We start from the raw sequence: 26,950 nt of genomic DNA on the forward strand, positions 1-26,950 counted from the left end.
CTGCCAAAGGCGATAACCAGATGAGCAATTTCTCCATTCTCACACGGCTTTCAATCCTGAGCGTGGCGCTTCTGGCGATCCTTGTCGGCTCCAACCTGTTCCTCAGCAACCGCCTGACCCACAATGCGGAAACCATCGCCGCCGAGGCGGAGGTCGTCAGCCGGATGACCACGGCCAATGCGGCCAGCAAGTCCTTCGGCGATCTCAAATTCTGGCTTGCTGACCTCGCCGTCAGCCTGCTCACCCTGTCGGAACGCAATGCCGAGGCGGCGCGCATTTCCCTGACGTCGAGCCTGTCGCAGATCGAGGCCTATGATCCGGAGCGGGTCGCGCTGATCAACGAGGAGCTTGACCTGCTGATGAAGGAGGCGTTGCTGGCGGTCGATGCCTATACGGATGACCGCCGGGTGATCGGAAATTCCCTGATGGCCAAGGCGCGGGTCCATATCCAGACGATTGACAACCATCTCTCCGAGATCGTCAGCCGACTGGAGAAGGAATCGCTGGCCCAGAGCAGCGCCGGGCTCAGCGCCGCGCGGGAAACGGTCAATCTGTCCCTCTATATCATCGCCGCGGCTGCGCTTGTCGGCCTGCTGCTCACCTTCCTCGTGCTCCGCTCCATCCGGACGCCGCTTCTGCGGCTGGTGACCTCCATGCGGTCGATTACGAATGGCAATCTTGAGGAGAAGATTCCTCCCGCCGGGCGCGATGAAATTGGCGAGATGACCCGCACGCTGACCCTGTTCCGCGACAGCCTGATCCAGCGTGACCGCCTCGCCGAGGAACGCGAGGAAGCGCAGGCCGAGGCGCGCTATGCGCAGGAAAAGCTGCTGGAGGCGATCGAGGCCGTGACCGATGCCTTCGCGCTTTATGACGCGGATGACAGGCTGATCGTCAGCAACCGCAAATATCGCGAGATGTATAACTACCTCGGCCTGTCGATCGACAAGGGCATCAGCTATGAGGAAATCATCTCGGCCGCCGTCGCGAAAAAGATGATTGTCGCGGCGCAGGAAAATGAGGAGCAATGGCTGAAGGAGCGGATCCAGCGGCATCGCAACCCGACGGGTCCTTACGAGCATCTCCGGGCTGACGGCCAGTGGCTCAGGATCAACGAGCAGAAAACGGCCGATGGCGGCATCGTCGGGGTCTTCACGGATATCACCGAGGCCAAGGCGCGCGAGACGGAACTTGGTGAGATGGTGGACCGGCTGGCCGAGGCGCGGGATGTTGCGATGAAGGCGACCAAGACCAAGAGCCAGTTTCTTGCCAATATGAGCCATGAACTCCGCACGCCGCTGAATGCGGTGATTGGCATTACCGAAATGCTGGAGGAAGACGCAATCGACGATGGCGACGAGGACCTGATCGAGCCGTTGCAGCGGATCAGCCGCGCCGGCAAGCATCTTCTGAAGCTGATCAACGACATCCTCGACCTCTCCAAGATCGAGGCGGGTAAGATGGAGCTGCATGTGGAAAGCTTCGATCTCGCCTCCGTCATCCGCGACTGCGTGGATATGGCAACGCCGCTGGCGACACCGAACAACAACAAGATCGACGTGGAGCTGCCCGATAGCCTGCCCGAGATGACCTCCGATGTGACGCGGGTGCGGCAGGTGGTTTTCAACCTGATCAGCAATGCCTGCAAATTCACCGAGAACGGAACGGTCGGCATTACCGTGCGGCAGGAGGCGGATAACAGCGTCGAGATTTCCGTCTCCGACACCGGCATCGGCATGACGCCCGAGCAGTTGGAACGGCTGTTCAGTGATTTCTCCCAGGCCGATTCATCGACCACCCGCAAATATGGCGGTACCGGCCTCGGCCTAGCGATTTCGCAGCGCTTCTGCCGGATGATGGGCGGCGATGTGACGGTGGAGAGCACGCCCGGCACCGGTTCGATCTTCCGTGTCCGTCTGCCCCTCGAGATATCGACGGGGGTGGATGCCGCTACCACGGATGGGGAAATACAGTCCGCCCTGCCGTTTAACAGCGATCCCGGATCGAACATTGTGCTGGTCGTGGATGACGACCCGGTCGCCCGCGATATCCTGCGCCGCTTCCTTGAGACCGAAGGCTATGAGGTCGCGACCGCCAGCAACGGTCATGAAGGACTGGAACAGGCGCAGAAAATCCGCCCGGCGCTAATCACCCTTGATGTGGTGATGCCGGGCAAGGATGGCTGGACCCTGCTTCAGGAACTGAAGGAGGAGCCGGAGCTGAAGGATATCCCCGTGCTGATGGTCTCCATCGTCGATGACAAGCATAAGGGGTTTTCGCTGGGCGTTGCCGATTATATGACCAAGCCGGTTGACCGAAAACGGCTGCTGACCCTGCTGGAGCGCTACAAGCTGAACGGCAGCGGCGGCAATGTGCTGATTGTCGAGGATGACGGCCCCACCCGTCAGCTCATGCGGCGGATATTCGTAAGTGAAGGCTGGCGCGTGCGCGAGGCGGTCAACGGCCGGACCGGCCTTGAACTGGTGCACAACGCCATTCCGGATCTGATCCTTCTCGACCTGATCATGCCGGAGATGGACGGCTTTGAATTTGTCGAAGCGATCAAATCCATCCCCGAGGCGCGCGGTGTTCCCGTGGTGGTGATCACCGGGGCCGATATCTCGGAGGAGGACCGGCGGCGGCTCAATGGCGGGGTTGAGCAGATTATCCGAAAATCCCCGGATGGAACGCCGTCGTTCCTGGACGAAGTGCGCCGTCATATCGGCCGTCACTTCGCCGCGAAATCCTCCCGGACTGGAGAAGAACAATGACCAAAATCCTCTATGTCGAAGACAATGAGGACAATATCTACATGTTGTCCCGGCGCCTGAAACGCAAAGGGTTCGAGGTGCTGACCGCCGGTGACGGCGCTGCCGGGATCGAGGCGGCGAAACGCGAGAAGCCGGCATTGATCCTGATGGACCTCAGTCTGCCGAAGATGGACGGCTGGGAAGCCACGCGCCAGCTTAAATCGAGCAACGAGACAAAGGCCATTCCGGTTATTGCGCTCTCGGCCCATGCGCTGGAAGGGGAGCGGGAGAAGGCGCTCTCGGCGGGGTGTGATGACTTCGATACCAAGCCGGTCGATTTTGCGCGGCTGATGGGCAAGATACAGCAGTATCTCGGCGGGGGAGAGGGCGCGTGATGAATGAGGACGCCCGCATTCTGGTGGTCGATGATAACGAGGACAACCGCTTTACCCTGTCCCGGCGCCTCAAGAAAAGCGGCTGCCGGCAGCTGGAAACGGCGGTCAACGGCATTGAGGCACTGGAAAAGATAAGATCGGAACCTTTCGATCTTGTGCTGCTGGATATCATGATGCCGGAAATGGACGGTTATGAGGTTCTGGAAACCGTCAAGCAAGACACGACTCTTCGCCATATTCCAATTATCATGATTTCGGCGGCGGATGAACTTGAGAGCGTCGTGAGATGCATTGAACTCGGGGCCGAGGATTTCCTGCCCAAGCCCTTCAACGCGACCCTGCTGCGGGCCCGGGTTTCGGCATCGCTCGAGAAGAAACGCCTGCGCGATCAGGAGGAAGCCTACCGCGCCCAGATATTGGCCGAGCAGAAGCGCACCGATGAGCTGTTGCATGCGATCATTCCGGCGACGGCGGTGCAGGAGTTGAAGGAGACGGGCATTGTCCGGCCCCGCCATTACGAGGCGGTGGGGATCCTCTTCTGCGACATCGTCGGTTTTACCGCCTATTGCGACCGCAATTTGCCGGAAACCGTTGTCTCCCATCTGCAGGCCCTGATCGAGGCGTTCGAGGGAATCGTCGAGGATCACCAGATGGAGAAGATCAAGACCATCGGCGATGCCTTCATGGCGACCAGCGGACTGCTGCGCCCGGTGGAGGCGCCGCTGCTGACGGCGGTGCGCTGCGGCCTTGAGATGTCGCGCATTGCCGGCACCATGGAGCCGAACTGGGAAGTCCGGATCGGTCTGCATTTCGGGCCCGTGGTCGCCGGGATCGTCGGCAAGCAGCAGTTCCTGTTCGATGTCTGGGGCGACACGGTGAATATCGCCGCGCGGCTGGTCGAGCATGGCACGCCCGGTGCCGTGGCCATGACCGCGGCGGCCTGGGAGGAAATCAAGGAAGAATGCGATGCCCGGGCGCTGGGCGTTATCGATATCAAGGGCAAGGGACAGCTGGACATCGTCGAGGCGATTGCCCTTCGCTGACCGAAGCACGCAAGGAATTGGTGGAAACAGGAATATGCCGTCCGATCACGCAACGGAAGTTGTCAATCGCATGATTGAGGAAATTCAGAACCGGGGGAATATCGCGCTCGTCGATGAGCTGTTCGCCGCGGATTTTGTCAATCATTCGGCCCGGCCGGACATGCCGCAGGGGCGGGACGGGATGCGACAGCTGTTTTCGGGCATGCGGGACGCCTTCACCGACGGGCGCATCGAGATTCTGGACCAGATATCGGACGGCAGGAAGGTCTGGACGCGTAAAAAATTTTCCGGAACCCATACCGGTCAATTTCATGGGGCCGCACCGACGGGCAGGACGGCAAGTTATGAAGTGATCGATATAATTCTGGTTGAAGACAATGAAATTAAAGAGCATTGGAGCGTGCTTGACCGCCTCGATTTTTTGCGGCAGGTCGGGCTTTTGAGTGAGAGCTAGAAGCCCGGCAGGGCAACATGGGCGATTTTGACATTAAAGGAGAACGGAATGCACAGGCGGTTTTTTCTGAAAGGGTTGGGGCTGATCGGCATTGCCTCTTCCGTGGCGATGCCGAAGCCTGCGTTTGCGGGCGGCATGCTCGACCCGATGGGATCGAACCTCGCGGGTTCGCTCTATTACACCATGGACACGCCCGGCCGCTGGCAGGGGAAGGAGGCTACCCACACCCCGTCGATCGAACGCAGCGGCAATACGATCGAGGTGACGACCGGCCATGAAATGGATGGCTATGTCCATTATATCGTCAAGCATATCCTGCTCGACGAGAATCTCGAATTCGTCGAGGAGACATTGTTCAACCCGGAGACCGACGCCCCGATCACGAAGCATGATATTTCCGGCCTGAAAAACCGCCTCTATGTGGTCTCCCTCTGCAACAAGCATGACGCCTGGCTGAACACACTGGCGCTTTAAAAGAGGATTGATATTTAACAATTCCCGCATTTGTTGCGAAAAATTCGGCCAGCTGCTATAAATTTCCTTTTACGGGAAGGAGAGGCCTGTGCGCGTAATTCTTGCGGCGATCCTGTCGGCGGGGTTAAGCCTTGCAACGGGTACGGTTCTGGCAAACAGCCCGGTTTCACCCGGCATACAGAACCAGATCATCCATCACGGCGGCGGATGCCGGAAAAGCTCACCGCCCGGTCAATGCTGCCATATGGAAAAGAAAACCGGCATCGTTCATTGTCACTGATACCGTAAAGCCGGAAGATCGCCGCCATCATGGCGGCGGCCTCCCTCCGCGCCGGTATCCGGTCATACATTTAAAAACCCGCTCATCTACGGTCCATAACAGCGCCTGCACCCCGTATATCGAAGCAGGTGAAGGAGACGAGGGAACTTTATCCCGATCCGTTGGTTGGTGAAGCGCAAATCCGCCGTGCAATCGGTCCCGCTCCCGATATCGCCATTGCGCTGATTTGTCCAAAATAACAGCCGCTTACGGTTCCTTCTCGCGGCGCAAACTTAGCCGGCCCTTGCGGGGTCTTATCGAGGTGAGAGTGATGAGAAAATACGGATCAGGATTTCAGAAAGTACCAACCAGAATGATAGTCCTTCTCGCAGCCAGTGCGGCAATGGCGGCCTGTGCCGCGCAGAATCCGCCGCCGAAGCAGGTGGACGCGAGCAACCCGACAGTGACTTATAAATATCACAGCGATGACGAGCTGATCGAGGTTAATCAGCGCGCTGAGACCTATTGCCGCCAATATAATTTCGCATCGCGGCCCGATACCTTCTCGACGAATTCGGACGGCACCAAATCCGTCGTCTTTGAATGCGTGCCGATGGTCACCAGCACCGCAACGCCGATCCAGAACTCCAATTTGATCTATACCTATCGGACCGATCAGGAACTGGTGAATGCCTCTCGGAGTGCGCAGGCCTATTGTGCGAGCACCGGCAACAATCAGGTCATCGCCAGCATCGTCAATAACAACGATGGCTCGCGGACGGTTACCTTCCAGTGCCGTCCATAACGAGAGACTAGGCGGAGGGGTGGCGAGGACCAGTGTTTCTTACTGCCACTCCGCCAGCTCGACAGTGATGCCTTCCGTTCCGGTGAGGAAGAACAACTGGCGGCTGTGAAAGGCTTTAAGCTCGCTCTTCACCTCGACGCCATGGGACTTGAGATGACGGACCATCGCCTCCGCATCCTTCACCGCGAAACAGATGTGATTGAAGCCGAGCTTGTCGAGGCGCGGATCGTTCGCGGTCATCGCCGCCGCCTCCGGATTGCGGTAATGCAGGATCTGCACTTCGAAGCGGGGACTTAGCCCCGGAACGGCAAGAGTGATATGATCCGCCTCGATCTCGTCAACGCCCATATAGCCGCTGAACGGTTCACCCTTGATGACAACCCTCTTATCCTCCTCAAAGCCGAGCAGGGCGAAAAAATCGATGGCCGCCTGAAGGTCGCGTACGGCGACCGTGACATGGTCAAAATGGGTAATCATCATTCGCCGCCTTTCTTTGATACCGGTTATTCGATGGGATAGCTGGGTTCGTCCTTGCCTTCGCTCTGCCAGTTGATCCAGAGCTTGTCGTCCGTGCCAAGTTCCAGCGTCACGAAATTCCGCGCCCGGATATACTGGTCCGAGGCAAAGGGGGTGAGCATGGAAATGCGGATGTCCTGCGCCTCATCCAGATACTCCGTGCGGTCGTTGGTCGCTGCCATGATGCCGAGCCACTGCAGACGGCTGGGGGAGGGATGGACGATGCCCGACGAGACCACCTGATGGACTTTAACACTCCGCGCCTGATCATGGATGACGCCGATACAGCCGATATGCACATCGCCCGAGAGGATGACGGTTTTCTCTTCCGGCTTGCGTCTGGCCGCATTCTGAAGCAGCCGGTGGATCAGCCGCGCGCGCTCCCCCTGATGGTTTTTCGAGCGCCAGTGATCCTTGAGGTCATCGGTCAGTTCCTCTTCCCACGGGGTCGCGTCGAACAGGCTCTCGGTGAAGGAGAAATCGCGATACACCACCGGCACGGCGGAGAGGACGAGCAGATGCCCCGTCGTCACCGTATCGAGATGGGCAATCAGCGCCGCCCACTGGTCGCTGCTCATGACCTGCTGCAGGGTGCGTTCCGCCCGGTTATCGAGCGCGAGGATATTGTATCCACGGAAGGAAAAGCCGAACGCATAATGATCTGCCGTCTTGTCCAGCAGGCTCGCATTGAAGCGCGAGCGGATCTGGAACATCTCGAAATATTTCTTCGCGGTTTGAAAGATATACTGAAAGACATCGTTCTCCAGCAGCTCATCGGGAAAGCTGCCCCAGCCATCGAAGATGTCATGATCGTCCCACATCATGACCGAGGGGATGCTGGCCAGCATCAGGCTCATGGACGGGTCGGTCCAGCGGGTCTGGTAGAGCTTTTCATAGAATTTGTCGATCTGCGGGCGCATTTTGATATTGGCCACGCGGGCGAGCTTGTCGTCCTGGGGCAGCGCGTTCCAGTCCTGCAACTCCGGCACCGAGGTCCAGATGCTATCTGCATAGAGCTGATCCCCGCCCATGAGGAGGAGGGAGAAGGGCGCTTTCACGTGATCCGTTTCCATCTTCTGCCAAAGGCAATAGGGGTTTTCCGTCTTGTGCATGAGGGCGAGATCGGAAAAGCCGTTGCAGGAGCCATAGGCGAATGTCGGCTGCTCCCCTTTGCCGGGCACATAGAAGGTCCATTGGGTGCGGCCATTGCCACAGCTTGCCACCGCGCCATCAAGCTTGATCTGGTAGGAAACCTCTTTGCCGCTCTCGCCGGTGGGCGCAGCTACCGTTTGCTCTCCCCGCCAGACGGTGGAGCCTGGGGTGCTTCCGACGATCTTGCAGGGTTTGGCCGTGCCGCCAACCACCCATTCCGCCGCCTGTATGTCCGTCGCGGTAGAAAAGACAACCGTATAAGCCGTCTCCGCCTCCACCCCCAGAACCGGCCCAACCTTCAGATTTGCCATCGGGAACCCTCCTGATTTTACGCGATACAAATGTTGAGAGGAAGTTTAGGCATAGATGACGCGAGCCGCAAGGCCGCAAAAATCCGGCATTTATGCCTTAACTTATTCAAATTTTAGGGAAAGTTGAAAATAGGTTATAGGAAAATAAGCTCTATCAACTCTTGAGCCAGTTCCCTTTTAAGAGGCGGCTTTCCATCACCAGAAAATACAGCAGGCAGACAATTATCCAGCTGAGCAGCATTGTGACGAGAGTATGGGAGAGGAAGTGTCTGCCATTCAGCATCTGGTAGCCGCCCATGATCCATCCGGCTGCCATTGCTCCCACCGTGGCCGTGATCATTCCCTTTCTCGTCCGGGCGAGGGGGATGAAGAGCAGCAGCGCAAATCCGGCGGACGCGTGGCCGGCGGGGAAACATTTGCCGCTATCGCCCGAAACCCTCTCTTGAAACGGCCAGAGATGCGGTTTGGTGCCGCCATATTCCGTCAGCTGATAGGGGCAATAGACGTTGGAGATCTTCTTGCCGGTGCCGACGGTCAGCGGGATGAGAATGGCGCAAAGAATGATAAAAAGAATCCTGCGGGTCCGGAACTTCTCACAGGGTTTCAGGACAAAAGAGAGCAGGAACAGGATGCAGAGGCTGCTCCCATAGGCGATCAGCAGCCATCTTGGCAGATCATAGAAGAAAAACCGTGTAACCGGCTGATCTGCATCGACAATCCATGCTGTGCCATCATAAAAATTATCGGAAATCTGAAAGTCGAGCCCGGTATATTCGAACAGAAACATCACGAGCGCGAGGAGCAGTGCCGAGATCGCTAACTGGCGTCCGGCCCTGAAACGGCCACCGGGGTTTTGCGCATCGCACGCCATCATATCGCCCTCTTTTTCAGGCTACCCGGCCTTGCCGGGCGGTACATCCTTATGTCTGGGAACAGTAGGCCCGCGTGGCGGAACTGTCCACCGGCATGTGAAGGGAGGCTGATTTAGAAGAAAAAATGGTCGGGGTGAGAGGATTCGAACCTCCGACCCCGTCGTCCCGAACGACGTGCGCTACCAGGCTGCGCCACACCCCGACCGTGCCGTGCCCGTGGAAAGTTGGGTCCGGCGAGAGCAAGTGGGTTATAATCGGGTTTGGGCGGCTTCTGCAAGGGCGAAATGACCTCGCCGCCCATTTTCCCGCAAATTTCTAGAAGGCCCGCTCGATGGAGAAATCGACAGCCTCCAAAAGGGCCTCTTTCGTCTCGCTCTCCTCAAAAATGCCGAGGGCGTCCTTGGCCATGGCGCCGTAGTGGCGCGCCCGCTCGATCGTATCGTCGAGGGCGGCATGTTTTTTGATGATCTCGAGCGCCTGTTCAAGGTCGCCTTCCTCCTGCTTGCCGTCTTCGACCACCCGTTTCCAGAAGGCGCGCTCCTCCGCATTGCCGCGGCGGAAGGCGAGCAGGATGGGCAGGGTGACTTTCCCCTCGCGGAAGTCATCGCCGATGGTCTTGCCGAGGGCTTCTTGCTCGGCGGAATAGTCAAGCGCGTCATCGACAAGCTGGAAAGCAATGCCGAGATTGCGGCCGAAGCTTTGCAGGGCCTGCGCTTCCGCTTTCGGGCGCTCGGCGACCACGGCACCGACCTCGCAGGCGGCGGCGAAAAGCGCGGCGGTCTTGGAGGAGATGACCTGAAGATAGCTGTCTTCCGTCGTGTTGGTATCGCCGACATTCATGAGCTGCATCACCTCGCCCTCGGCGATCACGGCGGAGGCGTTGGAGAGGATCGAGAGGACTTCCAGCGAGCCATCCTCAACCATCAACTGGAAGGAGCGGCTGAACAGGAAGTCGCCGACCAGCACGCTCGCCTGGTTGCCCCAGAGAACGTTCGCCGTCTCGTTGCCACGTCGAAGATCGCTCTCATCAACGACATCATCGTGAAGAAGTGTAGCGGTATGAATAAACTCGACGCAGGCCGCGAGTTTCTTCGCGCGATCACCCTCATAGCCGCAGAGCTTCGCCGAGCCGAGGGTGAGAACAGGGCGCAGGCGCTTGCCGCCCGCCGCGATCAGATGCCGCGCAAGGGTGGGGATCAGCTCCACCTCGCTATGCATGCGATCGAGAATGATGTCATTGGTGTCGGCAAGATCCTTTTCGACAATTTTCATCAGCCGCGTGATCGACGCCTTTGTCCCGCGGTCTTTCTGTCTGTCGAGATTTACGATAATGGCCAATTTTCCCTCATTCGTCGGATCGCCAAGAAACTTGTTTAATTAAGAGCATAGCTTAAGATTGCGAAGGGTCAAGTAAGCGCGATATATTCGCCGGTCAAGGAAATTGTGAGGATTTGAGGGGCAAGTGAAGGAACTGATACGAAGTAATGATCCGGTGCTGCTGTCCTATCTGATGAGCGTGCTGGAAGAGGAGAATATCGAGGCGATCCTGCTCGACGAGCATACCTCCGTTCTGGAGGGGAGCATCGGCGCGATCCAGCGGCGGGTGATGGTGCTGGCCGAGGATCTGGCCCGGGCCAAGCAGATACTGGTGGATATCGGGGAGGGGCCCGCCGGATGATATGGACAAGCTAATGGTTCAGCCGGAAATAGGGGAAACCCTGACGACGGACCGGTTTCTGGGCGGCGCCCTTTCGGTGATGCAGCCACGCGACGGCTTTCGTGCCGGTTCCGATGCGGTGCTGCTGGCGGCGGCGGTCGAGGCGAAGCCCGGCGAGACGCTTCTCGATGTCGGCGCGGGGGTCGGCACGGCGGGTCTCTGTGCGCTGCATCGTCTCGGGGACTGTGCGCTCTGGGGAATTGAAGTGCAATCGGAACTGGCTGCTCTTGCTGTCCAAAATGCGGCGGAGAACGGCTTTTCAGGTCAAATGCGCATCATCGAGGCGGATATCGGCGCGCGCAAGTCATTCGCTGAGCAAGCGGGCCCCGGCGGCAAATCCTTCCTTGAGGCCGGGTTCGACCATGTGTTCACCAATCCGCCCTTTTACGGCAAGGGCCGGGGGCGCGATGCCAAGACGGCGGGGCGGACCCTCGCGCGGATAGAGGGGAGCGTGCCGCTGCAGGACTGGCTCCAATTCTGCGTCGCACGGACAAAGCCGAAGGGCACGGTCACGGTGATCCACCGGGCAGAACGGTTGCAGGAGATACTCTCGCTGCTCTCAAGCGGTTGCGGCAGTCTCAAGGTCATTCCGCTCTGGCCGGAGGCGGGCGCGGCAGCCAAGCGCGTCATCGTGCAGGGAATAAAGGGCGACAAGGGGCCGCTGGAGCTGACGGCGGGGCTTGTCCTGCATGAAAGCGGCGGCAAGCCGACCGAGGCGGCGGAACGCATATCGCGCTTCGGCGCAACTTTTACGGATGTCCTGTCGCAATAAAGACTTGTACAGAGCGGTTAAATCCTTAACTTAACGCCATGAAAATGAAAGAACTGATCAAGAAGACGCCGCTCAAGCGGTTTTTCGACAAATCGCCGCTGGTGGCCGTGTTGCCGCTGCACGGCGTGATTGCTTCCGGCGGCAGCAAGCTGCGCGGGGAAAATCTCAATCTGGCAAGCCTGGAAGAGCAGATCGAGACGGCGTTCGAGATGAAGGGCGTGTCGGCGGTGGCGTTGCTGATCAATTCGCCGGGCGGCTCGCCGGTGCAATCCTCGCTGATTTTCGATCGCATCCGGCAGTTCGCGGACGAGAAGGAAGTCCCGGTCTATGCCTTCGCCGAGGATGTAATGGCGTCGGGCGGATACTGGCTCGGCCTTTGCGCGGATGAGATTTACATCAACAAGAACTCGGTCATCGGCTCCATCGGCGTTGTCTCCGCCGGGTTCGGTTTTCCGGGACTGCTGGAAAAACTCGGCGTCGACCGGCGGCTCTATTCGGCGGGAGAAAACAAGGTCAAGTTGGACCCGTTCAGCCCGGAGAAGGAGGACGATATCCTCTGGCTGAAGAAAATCCAGGGCGAAATTCATGACAACTTCAAGGATCTGGTGAAAACCCGCCGCGGCGAGCGGCTGAAAAAGCGCAAAGACAAGGAGCTGTTTTCCGGTGATATCTGGGTTGGCGAGAAGGCGGTCGATCTCGGCCTTGTCGATGGCATTGCCGATATGCGATCCTTCTGCCGGGAAAAATACGGCGACAAGGTGCGTTTCAAGAAACTCGGCGGCCGGCGCGGCTTCCTGGCAAGGAAGCTTGGCCTTGAGAAGCAGACCATCGGCGCGGATGCGGTCGAGGCCCTGACCGAGGCGATCCGCAATCAGGGGGCCTGGGGCCGGTTCGGCCTGTGATTCGCGGGCTTTAGTAGAGGGGGAAGCGGCAAATGTTCTCACCAATGAAAATCATCCTGATCCTGCTGGTGATCGGCGCCGTCTTCCTTGCCCATCGCATTTACCGCAATTCGATTGCCCCGAATCTTGAAAAATCGAGGAAGAACAAGGAATTCAAGGGCAGTTCCGCCGACAAGATGCTCGATCTGGAGGAATGCCCGCGCTGCGGTTCCTTCGTTGCCGACCTCGGTGAACATTCCTGTAAGGATAAATAGCCGAAAGCCGCCTGTGGCCGGTTGACCCGTCAACTTCTGCGCTTTATGTTGCGGCGCAACTCTTCTTACAAGGTCAGTAGTAGCATGGCGGATAATGTGGCGTCCGCGCCGTCCAATTCCCTTCAGGATCTTATCCTGACATTACAACATTTCTGGTCCTCCAAAGGCTGCGTGATCCTGCAGCCCTACGATATGGAAGTGGGGGCGGGTACCTTTCATCCGGCCACGACCCTGCGTTCTCTCGGCCCCGAGCCGTGGAAGACTGCCTATGTGCAGCCCTGCCGCCGCCCGACCGATGGCCGCTATGGCGAAAACCCGAACCGCACACAGCATTACTACCAGTTTCAGGTGCTGCTGAAGCCGTCCCCCGACAATATTCAGGAACTGTATCTCGAGAGCATCTACGCGCTCGGCATCGACCCCAAGAACCATGACATCCGCTTTGTCGAGGATGACTGGGAAAGCCCGACCCTGGGCGCCTGGGGCCTCGGCTGGGAAGTCTGGTGCGACGGCATGGAGGTGAGCCAGTTCACCTTCTTTCAGCAGGTCGGCGGTTTTGAATGCAGCCCGGTATCTGGTGAGTTGACCTACGGCATCGAAAGGCTGGCGCTCTATGTGCAGGGCGTGGACAGCTTCTTCGATCTCAAGTGGAATAACGACGGGGTTACCTTCCGCGATATCTTCCTGCAGAACGAACAGGAATTCTCCGCCTATAATTTCGAGCATTCGAATGTCGATATCCTGCTCCGTCATTTCGAGGATGCGGAAATCCAGTGCCGGGAAATTTTGGACGCAGGCTTGGCGCTGCCGGCCTATGACCAGTGCATGAAGGCGAGCCATATCTTCAACCTGCTGGATGCGCGCGGCGTGATCAGCGTGACCGAGCGCGCGGCCTATATCGGGCGGGTGCGGGCGCTGGCGCGGGCTTGCTGCGGCCAGTGGCTGAAATCCCGTGGTCACCTCAAGGAGGAGGCGTAAATGGCGGAACTGCTGCTGGAGCTATTCTCCGAGGAAATTCCTGCGCGCATGCAGAACAAGGCGGCTGAGGATCTGGCGCGCTTGGTAAGCGCCGGTCTGAAGGATGCCGGGCTCGAATTCGAGTCGGCGCGCGGCTATGTCAGCGCCCGGCGGCTTGCCGTCGCGGTCGAGGGCCTGCCGGCGGAACAGCTGGATACGTTTGAGGAAAAGCGCGGTCCCCGTGTCGGCTCACCGGACAAGGCGATCGAGGGTTTCATGAAATCCGCCGGGCTCACCCGCGATCAGCTGGAGGAGCGGGAGACGGAGAAGGGCGCCTTCTATTACGCGGTGATCGAATCCAAGGGACGCGCGACCATCGAGGTGCTGCCCGATCTTCTGAATAACGCGATTTCGGCGCTGCCCTGGCCGAAGCCGATGAAATGGGGTCCGTATTCCGCGCGCTGGGTGCGACCGCTGCATAATATACTCTGCCTGTTCGACGGAGCTGTTGTGCCGCTCAAATGGGAACATCTCAGCGCCAATGACCAGACCTTCGGCCATCGTTTCATGGCGCCAGAGGCGATCACGGTCAAGGACTTCGCCGATTATCAGGCGCGGCTCAAGAATGCCTATGTGGTCCTCGATGCGGCGGACCGGGCACGGATGATCAAGGCGGACGCGACCCGTCTCGCGGAAGTCGAGGGGCTCTCGCTCATTGACGATCCGGCGCTACTCACGGAAGTGGCCGGTCTTGTTGAATGGCCGGAGAGCCTGATCGGGTCGATTGACACCAGCTTCCTTGAGGTGCCGGAGGAGGCGCTGATCTCCGCCATGCGCAGCCACCAGAAATATTTCTCGCTTCAAGGGCCGGACGGCAAGATGGCGCCGCGCTTTATCGTGGTGGCGAACCTGCGTGCCGAGGATGGCGGGCGGATGATCACCGAGGGGAACGAACGGGTGTTGAGCGCCCGGCTCTCGGATGCCAAGTTTTTCTGGGACAAGGACCGCGAGACGAGCCTTGAAAGCCGCGTACCCGCTCTTGAGAAGATCATCTTCCATGCGAAGCTTGGTACGGTGCGGGAGAAGGTCGCGCGGATCAAGACGCTCGCCGCCGAAATTGCTCCCTATGTGCCAAACTCGGATGTCGAGCTTGCGGACCGGGCGGCGCTGCTTTCGAAGGCCGACCTGACGACCGAGATGGTGGGTGAGTTCGCCGATCTGCAGGGGTTGATGGGCCGCTATTACGCTCTCCATGACGGAGAGAACGACGCCATCGCCACGGCCATTCAAGAGCATTATTCGCCGCTCGGGCCGAATGACAGCTGCCCGTCGGAGCCGACCAGCGTCATTGTCGCGCTGGCCGACAAGATCGATACGCTGACCGGTTTCTTCGCCATTGACGAAAAACCGACCGGATCGAAGGACCCCTATGCCCTGCGCCGCGCGGCGCTCGGCGTCATCCGGCTGGTGCTGGAGAATGACCTTCGCCTGCCGCTTCTGGAAATCTTTGAAAAATCCGGCGCCCTGCATTCGGTAGAAGAGAAACTGGATGCGGAGGAACTGCTCTCCTTCTTCGCCGACCGGCTGAAGGTGCATCTGAAAGAACAGAATGTCCGACATGACTATATCAGCGCGGCATTTGGTGACGGCGGGGAGGATGATCTCGTCCGTCTGATGGCCCGGGTTGCGGCGCTTTCCGATTTCCTCACCTCCGATGACGGCGCGAATTTGCTGATCGCCTATCGCCGCGCCGCCAATATCCTCCGGATCGAGGAAAAGAAGGACGGCGTTTCCTATGACCAGCCGGTCGATGAAACCCTGCTGGAGGATGGCGCGGAAAAAGCGCTGCAGGAGCGGATCGGGGAAGTCTCGAAACTTGTTTCCGGGGCCATCTCCCATGACGAGTTCGAGGCGGCGGGCACGGCGGCGGCGGCGCTGCGTAAACCTGTCGATGCCTTCTTCGACAAGGTCACGGTCAATGCCGACGATGCGAAGCTTCGCGAGAACCGGCTCCGGCTGCTCTCCACCATCCGCAATTTATTGGATCAACTTGCGGATTTATCGAAAATAGAAGGCTAATTTTTACTTTTGGCGCGTACAAAGAGTTGAGACAAATATTAAGAAGGACGATTTGACGATGACGAAGTGGGTATATTCTTTCGGCGATGGCACGGCGGATGGCACGGCAGACATGCGCAATCTGCTGGGCGGTAAAGGGGCCAACCTGGCGGAAATGAGCAATCTCGGACTGCCGGTGCCTTCGGGATTTACCATCACGACGGAAGTCTGCACAGCCTATCTTGAAAATGACAAGACCTATCCCGACACGCTCGCCGAGCAGGTCGACGCGGCCATTGACGCGATCGAGAAATCCGTCGGTGGTGGTTTCGGCGATGCGGCAGAGCCGCTGCTCGTTTCGGTACGCTCCGGTGCCCGCGCCTCGATGCCCGGCATGATGGACACCGTCCTCAACCTCGGCCTCAATGACGAGACCGTGCAGGGGCTGGAAGCCCAGAGCGGCGACAAGCGTTTCGCCTATGACAGCTACCGCCGCTTTATCCAGATGTATTCCGATGTCGTCCTCGGGGTGGAGCATTACCATTTCGAGGAACTTCTTGAAATCATGAAGGAAGAGAACGGCTATCTGCTCGATACCGATCTGACCGCTGATGACTGGGAAGGGCTTGTCGGGCAGTACAAGGCGAAAGTCGAGGAGGAACTCGGCCGTCCGTTCCCGCAAAATGTACAGGATCAGCTCTGGGGCGCCATCGGTGCGGTCTTCGGTTCCTGGACGAACCAGCGGGCCATTACCTATCGCCGCCTGCATGATATCCCGGCAAGCTGGGGCACGGCGGTGAATGTGCAGGCCATGGTGTTCGGCAACATGGGTGATGACAGCGCGACCGGCGTTGCCTTCACCCGTGATCCGTCGACCGGACAGAAAATCTTCTACGGCGAATTCCTGGTGAATGCGCAGGGCGAGGATGTGGTCGCCGGTATCCGTACGCCGCAGAACCTGACCAAGCAGTCCCGTATTGACGCCGGGGCCGAGGCACCGTCGATGGAGGAAGTCTTCCCCGAGGTGTTCGCGCAGCTTGTCGATGTCTACAAGAAGCTCGAAGCCCATTATCATGACATGCAGGATATCGAGTTTACGGTGCAGCAGGGCAAGCTCTGGATGCTTCAGACACGTTCGGGCAAGCGCACGGCGAAGGCCGCGCTCAAAATCGCCATTGATATGGTGAATGAGGGGCTGATTGACAAGAACGAGGCGGTGAAGCGCATTGATCCGGCCTCTCTCGACCAGCTTCTGCACCCGACGCTCGATCCCGACGCGGATCGGAACGTCATTGCCCGCGGCCTGCCGGCAAGTCCCGGCGCCGCCTCCGGCCAGATCGTCTTCAACAGTGACGAGGCGGAAAAGCTCGCGGGCGAGGGGACAGCCGTCATCCTGGTGCGCGTCGAAACCAGCCCTGAGGATATCCACGGCATGCATGCGGCAAAAGGCATTCTGACCAGCCGCGGCGGCATGACCAGCCACGCGGCGGTGGTTGCCCGTGGCATGGGCCGGGCCTGTGTCTCCGGTGCTGGATCGCTCAATATCGATTACAAGAACGAGACGTTGAGCGTCCTGGGTGAAACCTACAAGAAGGGCGAGATCGTCACCATCGATGGCGGCAGCGGTGAGGTGATGCTGGGCGCAGTCGACATGATCATGCCGGAGCTGTCCGGCGAGTTCGGCGAGCTGATGTCCTGGGCCGATGAAATCCGCCGCATGAAAGTGCGCGCCAATGCGGAAACGCCGCTGGATGCGGAAACCGCCCGGAAATTCGGCGCGGAAGGCGTCGGCCTCTGCCGGACCGAGCATATGTTCTTCGATGCAGAACGGATTGTCTCTGTGCGCCAGATGATCCTCGCGGAAACCACCGAGGAACGGCGCGAGGCGCTCGCGAAACTGCTGCCATATCAGCGCGGCGATTTTGTCGATCTGTTCCGGATCATGGCGGGCCTGCCGGTCACCATCCGGTTGCTCGACCCGCCGCTGCATGAATTCCTGCCGAAAACCGATGAGGAGATTGCGGAACTGGCGGAGGCCCTCGGCGCCGATCCGGGCAAGCTCCGTCACCGGGCTATGCAACTCCATGAATTCAACCCGATGCTCGGCCACCGTGGCTGCCGTCTCGGCATTTCCTATCCGGAGATTTATGAGATGCAGGCCCGCGCCATTCTGGAGGCCGCAGCGGAAGTCAGCAAGGAGCTCGGCGATACCGTGATCCCGGAAATCATGATCCCGCTGGTCGCCACGGGGCGGGAGCTGGAAATCCTCAAAGGCAAGATCAAGGCAGTCGCCCGCGCCATCTATGGCGAGACCGGCAAGGATATCGAATATCTGATCGGCACCATGATCGAACTGCCGCGCGCAGCGCTCAGGGCCGGTGATATTGCCCGGGATGCGGAGTTCTTCTCCTTCGGCACCAACGACCTGACCCAGACGACCTATGGCATCAGCCGGGACGATAGCGGCTCCTTCCTTGAAGACTATGTCTCGCAGGGAATTTACGAGACCGATCCCTTCGTCTCTCTCGATCAGGACGGGGTGGGCGAGCTGGTGCAGATTGCCGCCGAGCGTGGGCGCGCGACGCGCGAGAATATTAAGCTTGGCATCTGCGGCGAACATGGCGGCGATCCGTCCAGTATCGATTTCTGCGAACGGGTCGGCCTCGACTATGTGTCCTGCTCGCCGTATCGCGTGCCGATTGCAAGGCTCGCCGCCGCGCAGGCCGCCCTCGGGTTGCAGCGCGTCTCTGAAGCGTAAAAATAAAAAGCCCGGATCACTCCGGGCTTTTTTTTGGTTTTTGAAGGTCGCTTCATTTAGCGCAAATATCGAGCCTTCCTTTTTTATCTTCCAATAGAGTAGAATGTATAAGTGCAAATTTCTAATTGGGAAGAAAATGACAACGGACGTTAGGTATCAAGTATTTGTTTCATCTACATATGATGATTTGCGGGAAGAACGTCAGCAGGCGACACAAGCAATTCTAGATACTGGATGGTTTCCTTCTGGAATGGAGCTTTTTCCTGCTTCTGATAATAGTCAGTGGGAATTAATTAAGAGAGTAATTTCAGAATGTGATTATTACCTACTAATACTTGGGGGTAGATACGGAAGCATTGGTCCAGAAGGTAAAAGTTATACTGAAATGGAATATGACTATGCGGTTTCGCAAGGCATACCAATCCTCGGATTTGTAAGAGGAAATCCGGATGAAATTCCAGGAAAATTTTTAGAAAATACTGAAGAAGGTAAAGAAAAACTTCAAGCATTTCGAGATAAAGTTATGGCTCGGCATTGCAGAAAATACAACGATGCTTCTGAACTCGGTAGGCATGTAATGCAGAGTTTGATTCAGGAAGCTAGACTTAACCCAAGAGTAGGGTGGATAAGAGCGGACAGAGCTAGATTGAATGAAGATATCCAAAGAGAGAATAGGTTGGTGGACGATTTAGCCGATGCGAACGATACGATACGGAAGTTAGAAAGAGAAATTCGCGATAAAACTATCTTAGACGACGAAATTCCGAGAGATAAATTGGCTCAAGGAGAGGATTTATTTGAGTTTTCAGTTTCCTTTCAGAGTAAGGATAATGAATTTGTCTCTGAGAGCGTAAAGGTCTCTTGGAATGAAATATTTAGAACAATTGGCCCTTCTATGTACGGATTCATACTTAGAAAACATGGTCATTATAATGAGGTCCCTTGTTATTCTTTTCGTCGTGATATTGAAGCAATGCTACGCACCAGAATTTCAGAAAAAGTCGGCCGACGTAAGATGTATTTATTAGAACCTCAAGTAGATACCTGTGTATTTCAGTTCAAGGAACTTGGTCTATTGGAGTATGTAGAGCAAACAGCAGACGATGGCGGTACATATAGAGGCATAACGTTGACACAACATGGAGAGCGTCAGCTAACTATACTAAAAACCCAACTTCGATAACCTCGATTAATGTATAATTTGATTGAGAGCTCCTCGATTGGGTTATTTGAGTATTACTCGATCACGATTTTGGGGCCGCTGGCACCGAGGCCCGCCTCGATCTTCTCCTGCACCCTGGCGGCGAGATCGCGGTAGATTTTGGCATGGGCGCTGTCGGGTTCGGTCGCCGTGATCGGCGTGCCGGCGTCCGACGTGGTGCGGATATCCATATGCAGCGGCACTTCGCCGAGGAAATCGACGCCGAGTTCCTTCGCCGTTTCCCGCGCGCCGCCATGGCCGAAGATATCGGACTTCTCGCCGCAGGACGGGCAGAGGAAATAGCTCATATTCTCGACGATACCGAAGACCGGCACATCGACTTTCCGGAACATATTCAAACCCTTGCGGGCATCTATTAAGGCAATATCTTGCGGGGTGGAGATGATCACCGCGCCGCTGAGCGGGACCCGCTGGGCGAGGGTGAGCTGCGCATCACCGGTGCCGGGCGGCATATCGACAACGAGCACATCAAGCTCGCCCCACTCGACATCGAAAACCATCTGCTGCAGCGCACTCATGATCATTGGGCCACGCCAGATCATCGGCGTGTCTTCCTCGACAAGGAAGCCCATGGACATGACCTTGAGGCCCCATTTCTCCATCGGGATCAGCTTCTTGCCATCCTTCGACTGCGGCTTACCCTTGAGGCCGAGCATGCGCGGCAGCGACGGGCCGTAGACATCCGCATCCAGCATCCCGACCTTGAGGCCGAGTGCTTCGAGTCCGAGCGCGAGATTGACGGCGCAGGTGGATTTGCCGACGCCGCCCTTGCCGGAGGCGACGGCGACGATGGCGGCAACACCCGGCACCTCGGGTTTCTGGGCAGGCTGCTGCTGTTGCGGCTGGGCGCGGGACGGGCTTTGCGGCGGAGCTTCGGCGGCCTGTTCCGCCGTCAGCACGGCGCTCACCGATTTGACGCCGGGCAGGGAGAAGACCGCGTCCTCGCATTTCTTGCGGAGCGGTTCCATCTCGCCCGCATCCTTCGGGTCGATCTCCAGCGCGAAGCCGACATTGCCGTCTTTTACCAACAGTCCGGCGATCAGGCCGAGCGCGACCACACTCTTGCCTGTCTTCGGATCGATTATTTTTTCGAGGCAATTGAGGATGGTTTGCTCATTTATCGCAGACATGCTTGAAAACTCCCGCTTCGGACACAAAATGGTAGGCATAGACTAATAATTTCGACAAACGCGCACGACGGCAGAAAATAACGGTTTCCGGCGCGTGTTACGTTGCAGAAAGTTACAGGGTGTCATATAACGCGACTACGCAAAGTTAGCAAACGCGCAAAGTCGGCGCAGGAACATAAGGAGAGGCGAACATATGCCTTGGAACAATCAGGGTGGCAATGACGGAGGCTGGCAAGGCGGCGGTGGTAATCGCGGACCTTGGGGGTCTGGACCCAGCGGCCAGCAACCCCCGAATCTGGAAGACATCATCAAGAAGGGCCAGGACCGGCTGAAAGACATCATGCCTGGCGGCAGCGGCGGCAAGATCGGTATTCTGATATTGCTGCTGGTCCTTCTGGTCGCCTGGCTGGTCAGCGGCTTTTATAAAGTCGAAACCACCCAGCAAGGTGTCGTGTTGCGCTTCGGCGACTGGATCAAAACGACCCAGCCGGGCCTCAACTATCATCTGCCCTATCCGATTGAAACGGTTCTGACGCCTGAGGTGACGAAGGTCAACAGTGTCGAGATCGGGTTCCGCCCGACGCGCGGTGGCGGTTCCACCCGGGTCGAGGAAGAAAGCCTGATGCTGACCGGGGACGAAAATATCGTTGAAGTCAGTTTCACGGTGCTATGGCGGATCAATGATGCGGGTGAGTATCTCTTCAATGTTGATCAACCGGACCTGACCATCAAGGCGGCGGCGGAAAGCGCCATGCGCGAGGTTATCGGCCGCACCGACCTGACCGCGGCGATCACCGAAGGCCGTCTGTTGGTCGAGACCGAGGTTCTGGAACGTCTCCAGCAGGTCCTGAATGATTACGGCGCAGGCGTGCAGGTATTGCAGGTGCAGTTGAAGAATGCAGAGCCACCAGCCCAGGTTATTGCGGCGTTCCGGGATGTGCAGGCGGCGGAAGCCGACAAGGAGCGCGCCCAGAATGAAGCTTTGGCTTACGCTAACGACATTATTCCCCGCGCCCGCGGCCAGGCAGAAATGATCCGTCAGGAAGCTGAAGGTTACAAGCAGCGCGTGATTGCCGAAGCCGAGGGTGAAGCTGCTCGTTTTATTTCCATTTATGATGAATATGCCAAGGCGCCCTATGTGACCCGTCAGCGTATCTATTTGGAAACGCTGCAGGAAGTCTTCACCGGCAAGCAGAAAATGATCATTGATAGTGGGAAGAACGGATCGCAAGGGGTCGTCCCCTACCTGCCGCTTAATGAACTACAGAAAGGGACGGCCAACAAATGAGTAAGGCAATTGTAACGGTCATCGTTGTTCTTCTGGTGGCCGCCGGTATCGTGGCATCGAGTGCCCTCTTTACCGTTCATCAGACGCAACAGGCCATCGTTATGCAGTTTGGTAATCCGGAGCGGGTTATTCAGGAACCGGGGCTTCATTTCAAGCTCCCCTTCGTGCAGGACGTGGTTTATGTGGACAAGCGTGTCCTGTCTGTCAGCACGCAGCGTGAAGAGATCGTGACACGCGACCAGAAGCGCCTGATGGTGGACAGCTTCGCGCGGTTCCGTATCGCCAACCCGCTGCTGTATTACCAGTCCTATGGCAATCTGAATATCGCCTATCAGCGGCTTGAGACGATTCTCAACTCGCAGCTCCGGCAGAACCTTGGTCGCCAGATCCTGAACAATATTGTGTCGGGGGAACGGTCGAACCTGATGCTGCAGATCCGCGAGCAGGTGAACAAGGAAGCGGAAGCCTCCGGTATCGATGTGATCGACGTGCGGATCGTCCGCGCCGACCTGCCGAAGGAAAACAGCGAGAAGGTTTTCGACCGCATGCGGTCGCAGCGTGAACAGGAAGCCAAGGAAATCCGTGCAACAGGGGCGGAAATCGCCCAGCGGATCACCGCCAATGCAGACAAGGAACGTACGGTCCTGATCGCCAACGCGCGCAAGGATTCCGAGATTCTCCGGGGTGAAGGGGATGGGGAAAAGAACCGTATCTTCGCGGAGGCGTTTGGCAAGGATGAAGGCTTTTTCTCCTTCTACCGCTCCATGCAGGCCTATCGGGAATCGATCTCGGATAATGACACGACCATGGTCCTGTCTCCGACATCGGAGTTCTTCCGGTTCTTTGACCAGCAGAATGTCGAACCTGCAACCGGTCAGTAAAGTTGAAATGAAACGGCCCGTATGACACATGCGGGCCGTTTTGCTTAAAGGGCGAATTTGTTGTGGTAACGGATTTCCTGCTGGCGCTGGCGCTGGTGTTGTTTATCGAGGGCACGCTGTATGCCCTGTTCCCCGACGGGATGAAACGGATGATGATATCGGTGCTGGACACGCCCAGCCACACTTTGCGCATATTCGGTCTGGTCGTGTCTGTGCTCGGCGTCTTTTTTGTCTGGCTTCTCCGGGGGTAGTGTGTCTTGATCCTTGAAATTGAAGAGGTTTTGCAATTAACCAACAAAAATCAAAAAACGGGTTTCAATTGCACATTTCTGCCTTATTTGATTTCTAGGTACATACGGCGACATGCGACGGGCGAGGGGTCCGGCGGATGAACCAGAGGGGTTAATATTGTCAGTTGATTCTCTGCCCGTGATCTTCAGGATGAGGCAGGGAATCGAATTATAGAAGGAAGATAGACTTGTATAACCGATACTCAGCACGGCCGAAATCGGCAGAGATTGGCGCTTACTCCGTGCCCGCAAACGCAAATCGAGCGCGCAGATATGGCGTTCTCGTTGTTTCAACCCTGACGGTGTTTACCTTAATGGCGCTCATGGCGGTCAACGCCAATGCCCGGCCTGCGCCCGACAGCTTCGCCGATCTTGTGGAAAAACTGTCCCCCGCCGTTGTCAATATTTCAACCACCCAGACCGTCAAGGCCCCAAGTGGAGAGCTTCCGCAATTGCCGAAAGGCCATCCGTTCGAGGATTTCTTCAAGGAATTTGGTAATCGCGATAACGGGCAGGAGCGCGAACGCAAGGCGACATCGCTCGGCTCCGGCTTTGTCATTGACGCTGATGGCGGCTATGTCATTACCAACAACCATGTGATCGACGGCGCGGACGAGATCAAGGTCATCTTCAAGGATGGCGAGGATCTTCCGGCAACGCTGGTCGGCACGGACCCGAAAACCGACCTTGCGGTTCTGAAAATCGACCCGACGGCACGCCCGCTCGTTGATGTGGACTGGGGCGACAGCGACAAGTCCCGCGTTGGCGACTGGGTTCTGGCCATCGGTAACCCCTACGGCCTTGGCGGCACGGTCACCGCCGGTATCGTCTCGGCCCGCGGCCGCGATATCCGCTCCGGTCCCTATGATGACTATATCCAGACGGACGCCTCCATCAACAAGGGCAACTCCGGCGGTCCGTTGTTCAACATGGACGGCGAGGTGATCGGCATCAACACGGCGATCTTCTCGCAGTCCGGCGGCAGCATCGGTATCGGCTTCGCGGTTCCCTCGGAACTTGCCATGCCCGTGGTCGCGCAGCTGATCGAGTTCGGCAAGACCAGCCGTGGCTGGCTCGGCGTGGTGATCCAGCCGGTGACCGAGGAAATTGCCGAAGGACTTGACCTCAGCGATACAGACGGTGTGCTGGTTGCCGGTGTTCCGGAAGACGGACCCGCCTTCAAGTCCGGCATCAAGGCCGGGGACGTGATCCTGAAATTCAATGGCGAAGAAGTCACCGAGCCTCGGGAACTCTCGCGTCTGGTGGCGGAATCGAAAGTTGGCTCCAAGGTCAATGTCGAGCTGTGGCGGAGTGGCAAGACCATGAATGTGGAAGTTGTCCTCGGCGAGCTTGAAAAGGCCGAAACCGCTATGAACGGATCGTCCCCCGCAGAGCCCGGCAGCGACAAGAGCGTTGATCTGCTCGGCATGGAACTTTCCAGCATCAATGATGCGGCCCGTGAGCAGTTCAGCATTGCCGAGGATGTCGAGGGCGTCGTCGTGACCAATGTGGACCCGAATTCGGAAGCAGCCGAGAAGGGCATTCGCGCCGGTGATGTCGTGGCGGAAGCGCAGCTTGAGCCGGTCACCACACCGGAGCAGATGAAGGAGCGGATTGCCGAAATCCAGGAGACGGACAAGAAATCTGTCCTGCTGCTCCTGAAACGCGGCGACAACTCCCGCTTCATTGCCCTGAAGCTGAACAAGGAAAGCTAAGGCTTAGTGGACTTTGAGAAGATGGCGCCCCTCCCCGGAGGCGGCGCCATTTTTTATGCACTGACGAAATCGCTGTCGCGGTAACCCTGATAATAGAGCAGGGTGGTCAGGTCGCCGAAGCGGATCGCCGCATCCGCCGCCGCCACGGCCGCCTGCTTGGCGTGATAGGCAACGCCAAGACCTGCCGCCTCGATCATCGGGATATCATTTGCCCCGTCGCCGATGGCCAGCGTCTCGGCGCGCTCGATCTTCTTCTCCGTCATCAGCCGTTCCAGCGTCGCAAGCTTCGCGCCGGAATTCAGGATCGGTTCTGCCGCGATGCCGGTGAGCGCGCCATTCTCGAACAGCAGCTTGTTGCTCATATCCATATGAAAGCCCGCCTGATCCCGCACCCGGCTGGTGAAGAAAGTGAAGCCGCCGGAGACAAGCGCGGTATAAACGCCGCCCGCGCGCATGGTCTGCACCAGCGTCCGGGCGCCCCGGGTGAGCCGGACCCGCTCGTCAAACACCTGCTGCAGGACGGGTTCCGGCAGGCCTTTCAGCATGGCGACGCGGGCGCGGAAGGCATCGTTGAAATCAAGCTCCCCGTTCATCGCCCGCTCGGTAATGGCGGATACCTCCTCGCGGAAGCCCGCGAAATCCGCGAGCTCGTCAATGCATTCGACGGTGATCATGGTGCTGTCCATATCGGCGAGGAATAGCTTCTTTTTCCGGTGCAGGGTGGGTTGCAGGCAATAATCTATCTTGTCCAGCAGGCCGGAGGCGGAGAGGCGGGCCTCGGCCTCCTCGCGCCACGGGCCGGAGAAGGCGATATCGACCGCGCGGCCCTCCGACAGCCAGTCCGGTTCGGCGCAGGTTGCGCCCGCGTCGGTCAGTTCCCGCACCGCGGCGTCCATGATATTGCGAATTGACGCGCCCGCTGTATGATCAGCAACAAGTGTAAGGACAGAAGTTTCAGCCATGATAATCGACAGACATTCCCGAAATGGATAAGGACCAGCCAGATAGCCGCCGCCAGAACGGCTGCCTCCTGCTTGCAGGGCCGACCGCCAGCGGCAAATCCGCGTTGGCCATTGCCATAGCAGAGGAATTTGACGGTGTCATCATCAATGCGGACAGCATGCAGGTTTATGACGGTCTGCGTGTCCTGACTGCCCGGCCGAGCGCGGAAGAGGAAGCGAGTGCCCCGCACCGTCTCTATGGCGTGCTCGATCCGGCGGACTACTGCAATGCAGCGCGTTGGCGCGATATGGCGCTGAAAGAGATCGAGGATGTGCGAAGCTCAGGCAAACTGCCGATCCTCGTCGGTGGCACCGGCCTTTACTTCGATATCCTGACCAAAGGCATCGCGGAAGTCCCCGATATCTCGGACAAGGTGAGGGGCAGCCTGCGCGCGCTTCACAAACGCGAGGGGAATGCGGTCATCCATGCGCGCCTCCGCGAGAAGGATCCGGAGATGGCGGAAAAGCTCAATGAAGGTGACAGCCAGAGGCTTCTCAGGGCGCTGGAGGTGGTGGAGGAAACCGGCGTCCCCCTCGGCGAATGGCAGAAACGGGCGCCGACCGGCGATATTCTGGAAGGGCCGCGCCTGTGGCTGGCGCTGACGCCGGACCGCAACTGGCTCTATGAGCGCTGCGACCGGCGGTTCGACTGGATGATCGATGAAGGTGGTGCGCTTGAGGAAGTGGCGGAATTCCTGAAACGCGACCTCGATCCGGCTCTCCCGGCGATGAAGGCGCTCGGTGTGCCGGAACTGGCGGCGGTGCTCAGCGGTGAGATGATGGAAGCGGCGGCAAGGGAGCGGGCAAAGATGCTCACCCGGCGCTATGCGAAACGGCAAATGACCTGGGTTCGGAATAAGATGTGCGAAGCAAATCGCTCTTCTGCGCAAGATTTGGAAAGTTTAAAGGGCGAATTCTTTCCATTTATTCGTCGATTTTTGTTGACGGAGGCGAAATGAAGGTCTAGGTTCACC

The 26,950-nt window shown here is 58.1% G+C and carries 26 protein-coding genes and 1 tRNA gene; 20 read left to right on the top strand and 7 right to left on the bottom strand.

From position 1 onward, the window contains the following. Positions 1-20: 20 nt before the first annotated feature. The 7 genes from AAC599_RS05180 to AAC599_RS05210 all read left to right on the top strand — a co-directional run bounded on the left by AAC599_RS05180 (position 21) and on the right by AAC599_RS05210 (position 6,180). Positions 21-2,771 carry a response regulator gene (locus tag AAC599_RS05180; RefSeq protein ID WP_340149343.1) on the top strand — a complete coding sequence of 917 codons (2,751 nt, stop codon included), beginning with the start codon at positions 21-23 and terminating at the stop codon, positions 2,769-2,771. Next, on the top strand, positions 2,768-3,145 hold the full coding sequence (locus AAC599_RS05185) for a response regulator (RefSeq protein WP_340149344.1): 378 nt from the start codon (positions 2,768-2,770) through the stop codon (positions 3,143-3,145). Before AAC599_RS05180 ends, AAC599_RS05185 begins: the two co-directional genes overlap by 4 nt. Beyond that, complete coding sequence (locus AAC599_RS05190) at positions 3,145-4,188, top strand: adenylate/guanylate cyclase domain-containing protein (protein WP_340149684.1); 1,044 nt, start codon at positions 3,145-3,147, stop codon at positions 4,186-4,188. The genes AAC599_RS05185 and AAC599_RS05190 overlap by 1 nt, the downstream gene beginning before the upstream one ends. Positions 4,189-4,222: 34 nt before the next feature. Further along, positions 4,223-4,642: an ester cyclase gene (locus AAC599_RS05195; RefSeq protein ID WP_340149345.1), complete on the top strand. Its 420-nt coding sequence runs from the start codon at positions 4,223-4,225 to the stop codon at positions 4,640-4,642. 48 nt (positions 4,643-4,690) lie between these two features. Beyond that, positions 4,691-5,116 (top strand): hypothetical protein, encoded by a 426-nt coding sequence (locus tag AAC599_RS05200; RefSeq protein ID WP_340149346.1) that lies wholly within the window; start codon positions 4,691-4,693, stop codon positions 5,114-5,116. An 88-nt stretch (positions 5,117-5,204) separates the two neighbouring features. Further along, a complete protein-coding gene (locus AAC599_RS05205; protein WP_340149347.1) occupies positions 5,205-5,396 on the top strand; it encodes a hypothetical protein in 192 nt (63 codons plus the stop codon). Between the two features lie 310 nt (positions 5,397-5,706). Then, positions 5,707-6,180: a hypothetical protein gene (locus tag AAC599_RS05210; RefSeq protein WP_340149348.1), complete on the top strand. Its 474-nt coding sequence runs from the start codon at positions 5,707-5,709 to the stop codon at positions 6,178-6,180. Positions 6,181-6,219: 39 nt separating this feature from the next. On the opposite strand, the gene AAC599_RS05215 is transcribed toward AAC599_RS05210, so the two are convergent. The 5 genes from AAC599_RS05215 to AAC599_RS05235 all read right to left on the bottom strand — a co-directional run bounded on the left by AAC599_RS05215 (position 6,220) and on the right by AAC599_RS05235 (position 10,369). Continuing rightward, positions 6,220-6,660, bottom strand: coding sequence for a VOC family protein (locus tag AAC599_RS05215; protein ID WP_340149349.1), 441 nt, complete (start codon positions 6,658-6,660; stop codon positions 6,220-6,222). Between the two features lie 23 nt (positions 6,661-6,683). Further along, on the bottom strand, positions 6,684-8,159 hold the full coding sequence (locus tag AAC599_RS05220; RefSeq protein WP_340149350.1) for an alkaline phosphatase D family protein: 1,476 nt from the start codon (positions 8,157-8,159) through the stop codon (positions 6,684-6,686). A 154-nt stretch (positions 8,160-8,313) separates the two neighbouring features. Continuing rightward, on the bottom strand, positions 8,314-9,033 hold the full coding sequence (locus AAC599_RS05225; protein WP_340149351.1) for a phosphatase PAP2 family protein: 720 nt from the start codon (positions 9,031-9,033) through the stop codon (positions 8,314-8,316). 123 nt (positions 9,034-9,156) lie between these two features. Then, positions 9,157-9,233 (bottom strand) — tRNA-Pro (locus AAC599_RS05230). A gap of 113 nt (positions 9,234-9,346) precedes the next feature. Beyond that, the gene (locus AAC599_RS05235) at positions 9,347-10,369 is read right to left on the bottom strand and encodes a polyprenyl synthetase family protein (RefSeq protein ID WP_340149352.1); all 1,023 of its coding nucleotides are present in this window, start codon (positions 10,367-10,369) and stop codon (positions 9,347-9,349) included. A 124-nt stretch (positions 10,370-10,493) separates the two neighbouring features. Here AAC599_RS05235 and AAC599_RS05240 point away from each other — a divergent pair, with 124 nt between their 5' ends. The 8 genes from AAC599_RS05240 to AAC599_RS05275 all read left to right on the top strand — a co-directional run bounded on the left by AAC599_RS05240 (position 10,494) and on the right by AAC599_RS05275 (position 19,632). Continuing rightward, complete coding sequence (locus tag AAC599_RS05240; RefSeq protein ID WP_340149353.1) at positions 10,494-10,709, top strand: DUF2007 domain-containing protein; 216 nt, start codon at positions 10,494-10,496, stop codon at positions 10,707-10,709. A gap of 1 nt (position 10,710) precedes the next feature. Then, complete coding sequence (locus AAC599_RS05245; protein ID WP_340149354.1) at positions 10,711-11,520, top strand: methyltransferase; 810 nt, start codon at positions 10,711-10,713, stop codon at positions 11,518-11,520. A 44-nt stretch (positions 11,521-11,564) separates the two neighbouring features. Beyond that, positions 11,565-12,422, top strand: coding sequence for a S49 family peptidase (locus AAC599_RS05250; protein WP_340149355.1), 858 nt, complete (start codon positions 11,565-11,567; stop codon positions 12,420-12,422). Between the two features lie 32 nt (positions 12,423-12,454). After that, complete coding sequence (locus AAC599_RS05255; RefSeq protein ID WP_340149356.1) at positions 12,455-12,676, top strand: hypothetical protein; 222 nt, start codon at positions 12,455-12,457, stop codon at positions 12,674-12,676. An 84-nt stretch (positions 12,677-12,760) separates the two neighbouring features. Next, positions 12,761-13,654, top strand: a complete 894-nt coding sequence (locus AAC599_RS05260) for a glycine--tRNA ligase subunit alpha (RefSeq protein ID WP_340149357.1) — start codon at positions 12,761-12,763, stop codon at positions 13,652-13,654. Beyond that, complete coding sequence (gene glyS / locus AAC599_RS05265; protein ID WP_340149358.1) at positions 13,655-15,712, top strand: glycine--tRNA ligase subunit beta; 2,058 nt, start codon at positions 13,655-13,657, stop codon at positions 15,710-15,712. 58 nt (positions 15,713-15,770) lie between these two features. Next, positions 15,771-18,449, top strand: a complete 2,679-nt coding sequence (gene ppdK, locus AAC599_RS05270) for a pyruvate, phosphate dikinase (protein ID WP_340149359.1) — start codon at positions 15,771-15,773, stop codon at positions 18,447-18,449. 136 nt (positions 18,450-18,585) lie between these two features. After that, a complete protein-coding gene (locus AAC599_RS05275) occupies positions 18,586-19,632 on the top strand; it encodes a DUF4062 domain-containing protein (protein ID WP_340149360.1) in 1,047 nt (348 codons plus the stop codon). A gap of 53 nt (positions 19,633-19,685) precedes the next feature. Here the strand turns inward: AAC599_RS05275 and apbC are convergent, their stop codons facing one another. Next, positions 19,686-20,801 carry an iron-sulfur cluster carrier protein ApbC gene (gene apbC / locus AAC599_RS05280; RefSeq protein WP_340149361.1) on the bottom strand — a complete coding sequence of 372 codons (1,116 nt, stop codon included), beginning with the start codon at positions 20,799-20,801 and terminating at the stop codon, positions 19,686-19,688. Positions 20,802-20,994: 193 nt separating this feature from the next. On the opposite strand from apbC, the gene hflK reads away from it, so the two are divergent. From hflK to AAC599_RS05300, 4 genes are all read left to right on the top strand, one after another. Next, the gene (gene hflK / locus AAC599_RS05285) at positions 20,995-22,089 is read left to right on the top strand and encodes an FtsH protease activity modulator HflK (protein WP_340149362.1); all 1,095 of its coding nucleotides are present in this window, start codon (positions 20,995-20,997) and stop codon (positions 22,087-22,089) included. After that, complete coding sequence (locus tag AAC599_RS05290) at positions 22,086-22,970, top strand: protease modulator HflC (RefSeq protein WP_340149363.1); 885 nt, start codon at positions 22,086-22,088, stop codon at positions 22,968-22,970. The genes hflK and AAC599_RS05290 overlap by 4 nt, the downstream gene beginning before the upstream one ends. Before the next feature lie 62 nt (positions 22,971-23,032). Next, positions 23,033-23,221: a DUF2065 domain-containing protein gene (locus AAC599_RS05295; RefSeq protein WP_293963723.1), complete on the top strand. Its 189-nt coding sequence runs from the start codon at positions 23,033-23,035 to the stop codon at positions 23,219-23,221. A 227-nt stretch (positions 23,222-23,448) separates the two neighbouring features. Next, complete coding sequence (locus AAC599_RS05300; RefSeq protein ID WP_340149364.1) at positions 23,449-24,975, top strand: DegQ family serine endoprotease; 1,527 nt, start codon at positions 23,449-23,451, stop codon at positions 24,973-24,975. Positions 24,976-25,028: 53 nt separating this feature from the next. On the opposite strand, the gene serB is transcribed toward AAC599_RS05300, so the two are convergent. Then, positions 25,029-25,937, bottom strand: coding sequence for a phosphoserine phosphatase SerB (gene serB / locus AAC599_RS05305; RefSeq protein ID WP_340149365.1), 909 nt, complete (start codon positions 25,935-25,937; stop codon positions 25,029-25,031). Between the two features lie 23 nt (positions 25,938-25,960). On the opposite strand from serB, the gene miaA reads away from it, so the two are divergent. After that, positions 25,961-26,935, top strand: a complete 975-nt coding sequence (miaA, locus tag AAC599_RS05310) for a tRNA (adenosine(37)-N6)-dimethylallyltransferase MiaA (protein WP_340149366.1) — start codon at positions 25,961-25,963, stop codon at positions 26,933-26,935. The last annotated feature ends 15 nt before the right edge of the window (positions 26,936-26,950 follow it).

The sequence above is a fragment of the uncultured Sneathiella sp. genome (genome assembly GCF_963976355.1).
Classification (GTDB): domain Bacteria; phylum Pseudomonadota; class Alphaproteobacteria; order Sneathiellales; family Sneathiellaceae; genus Sneathiella.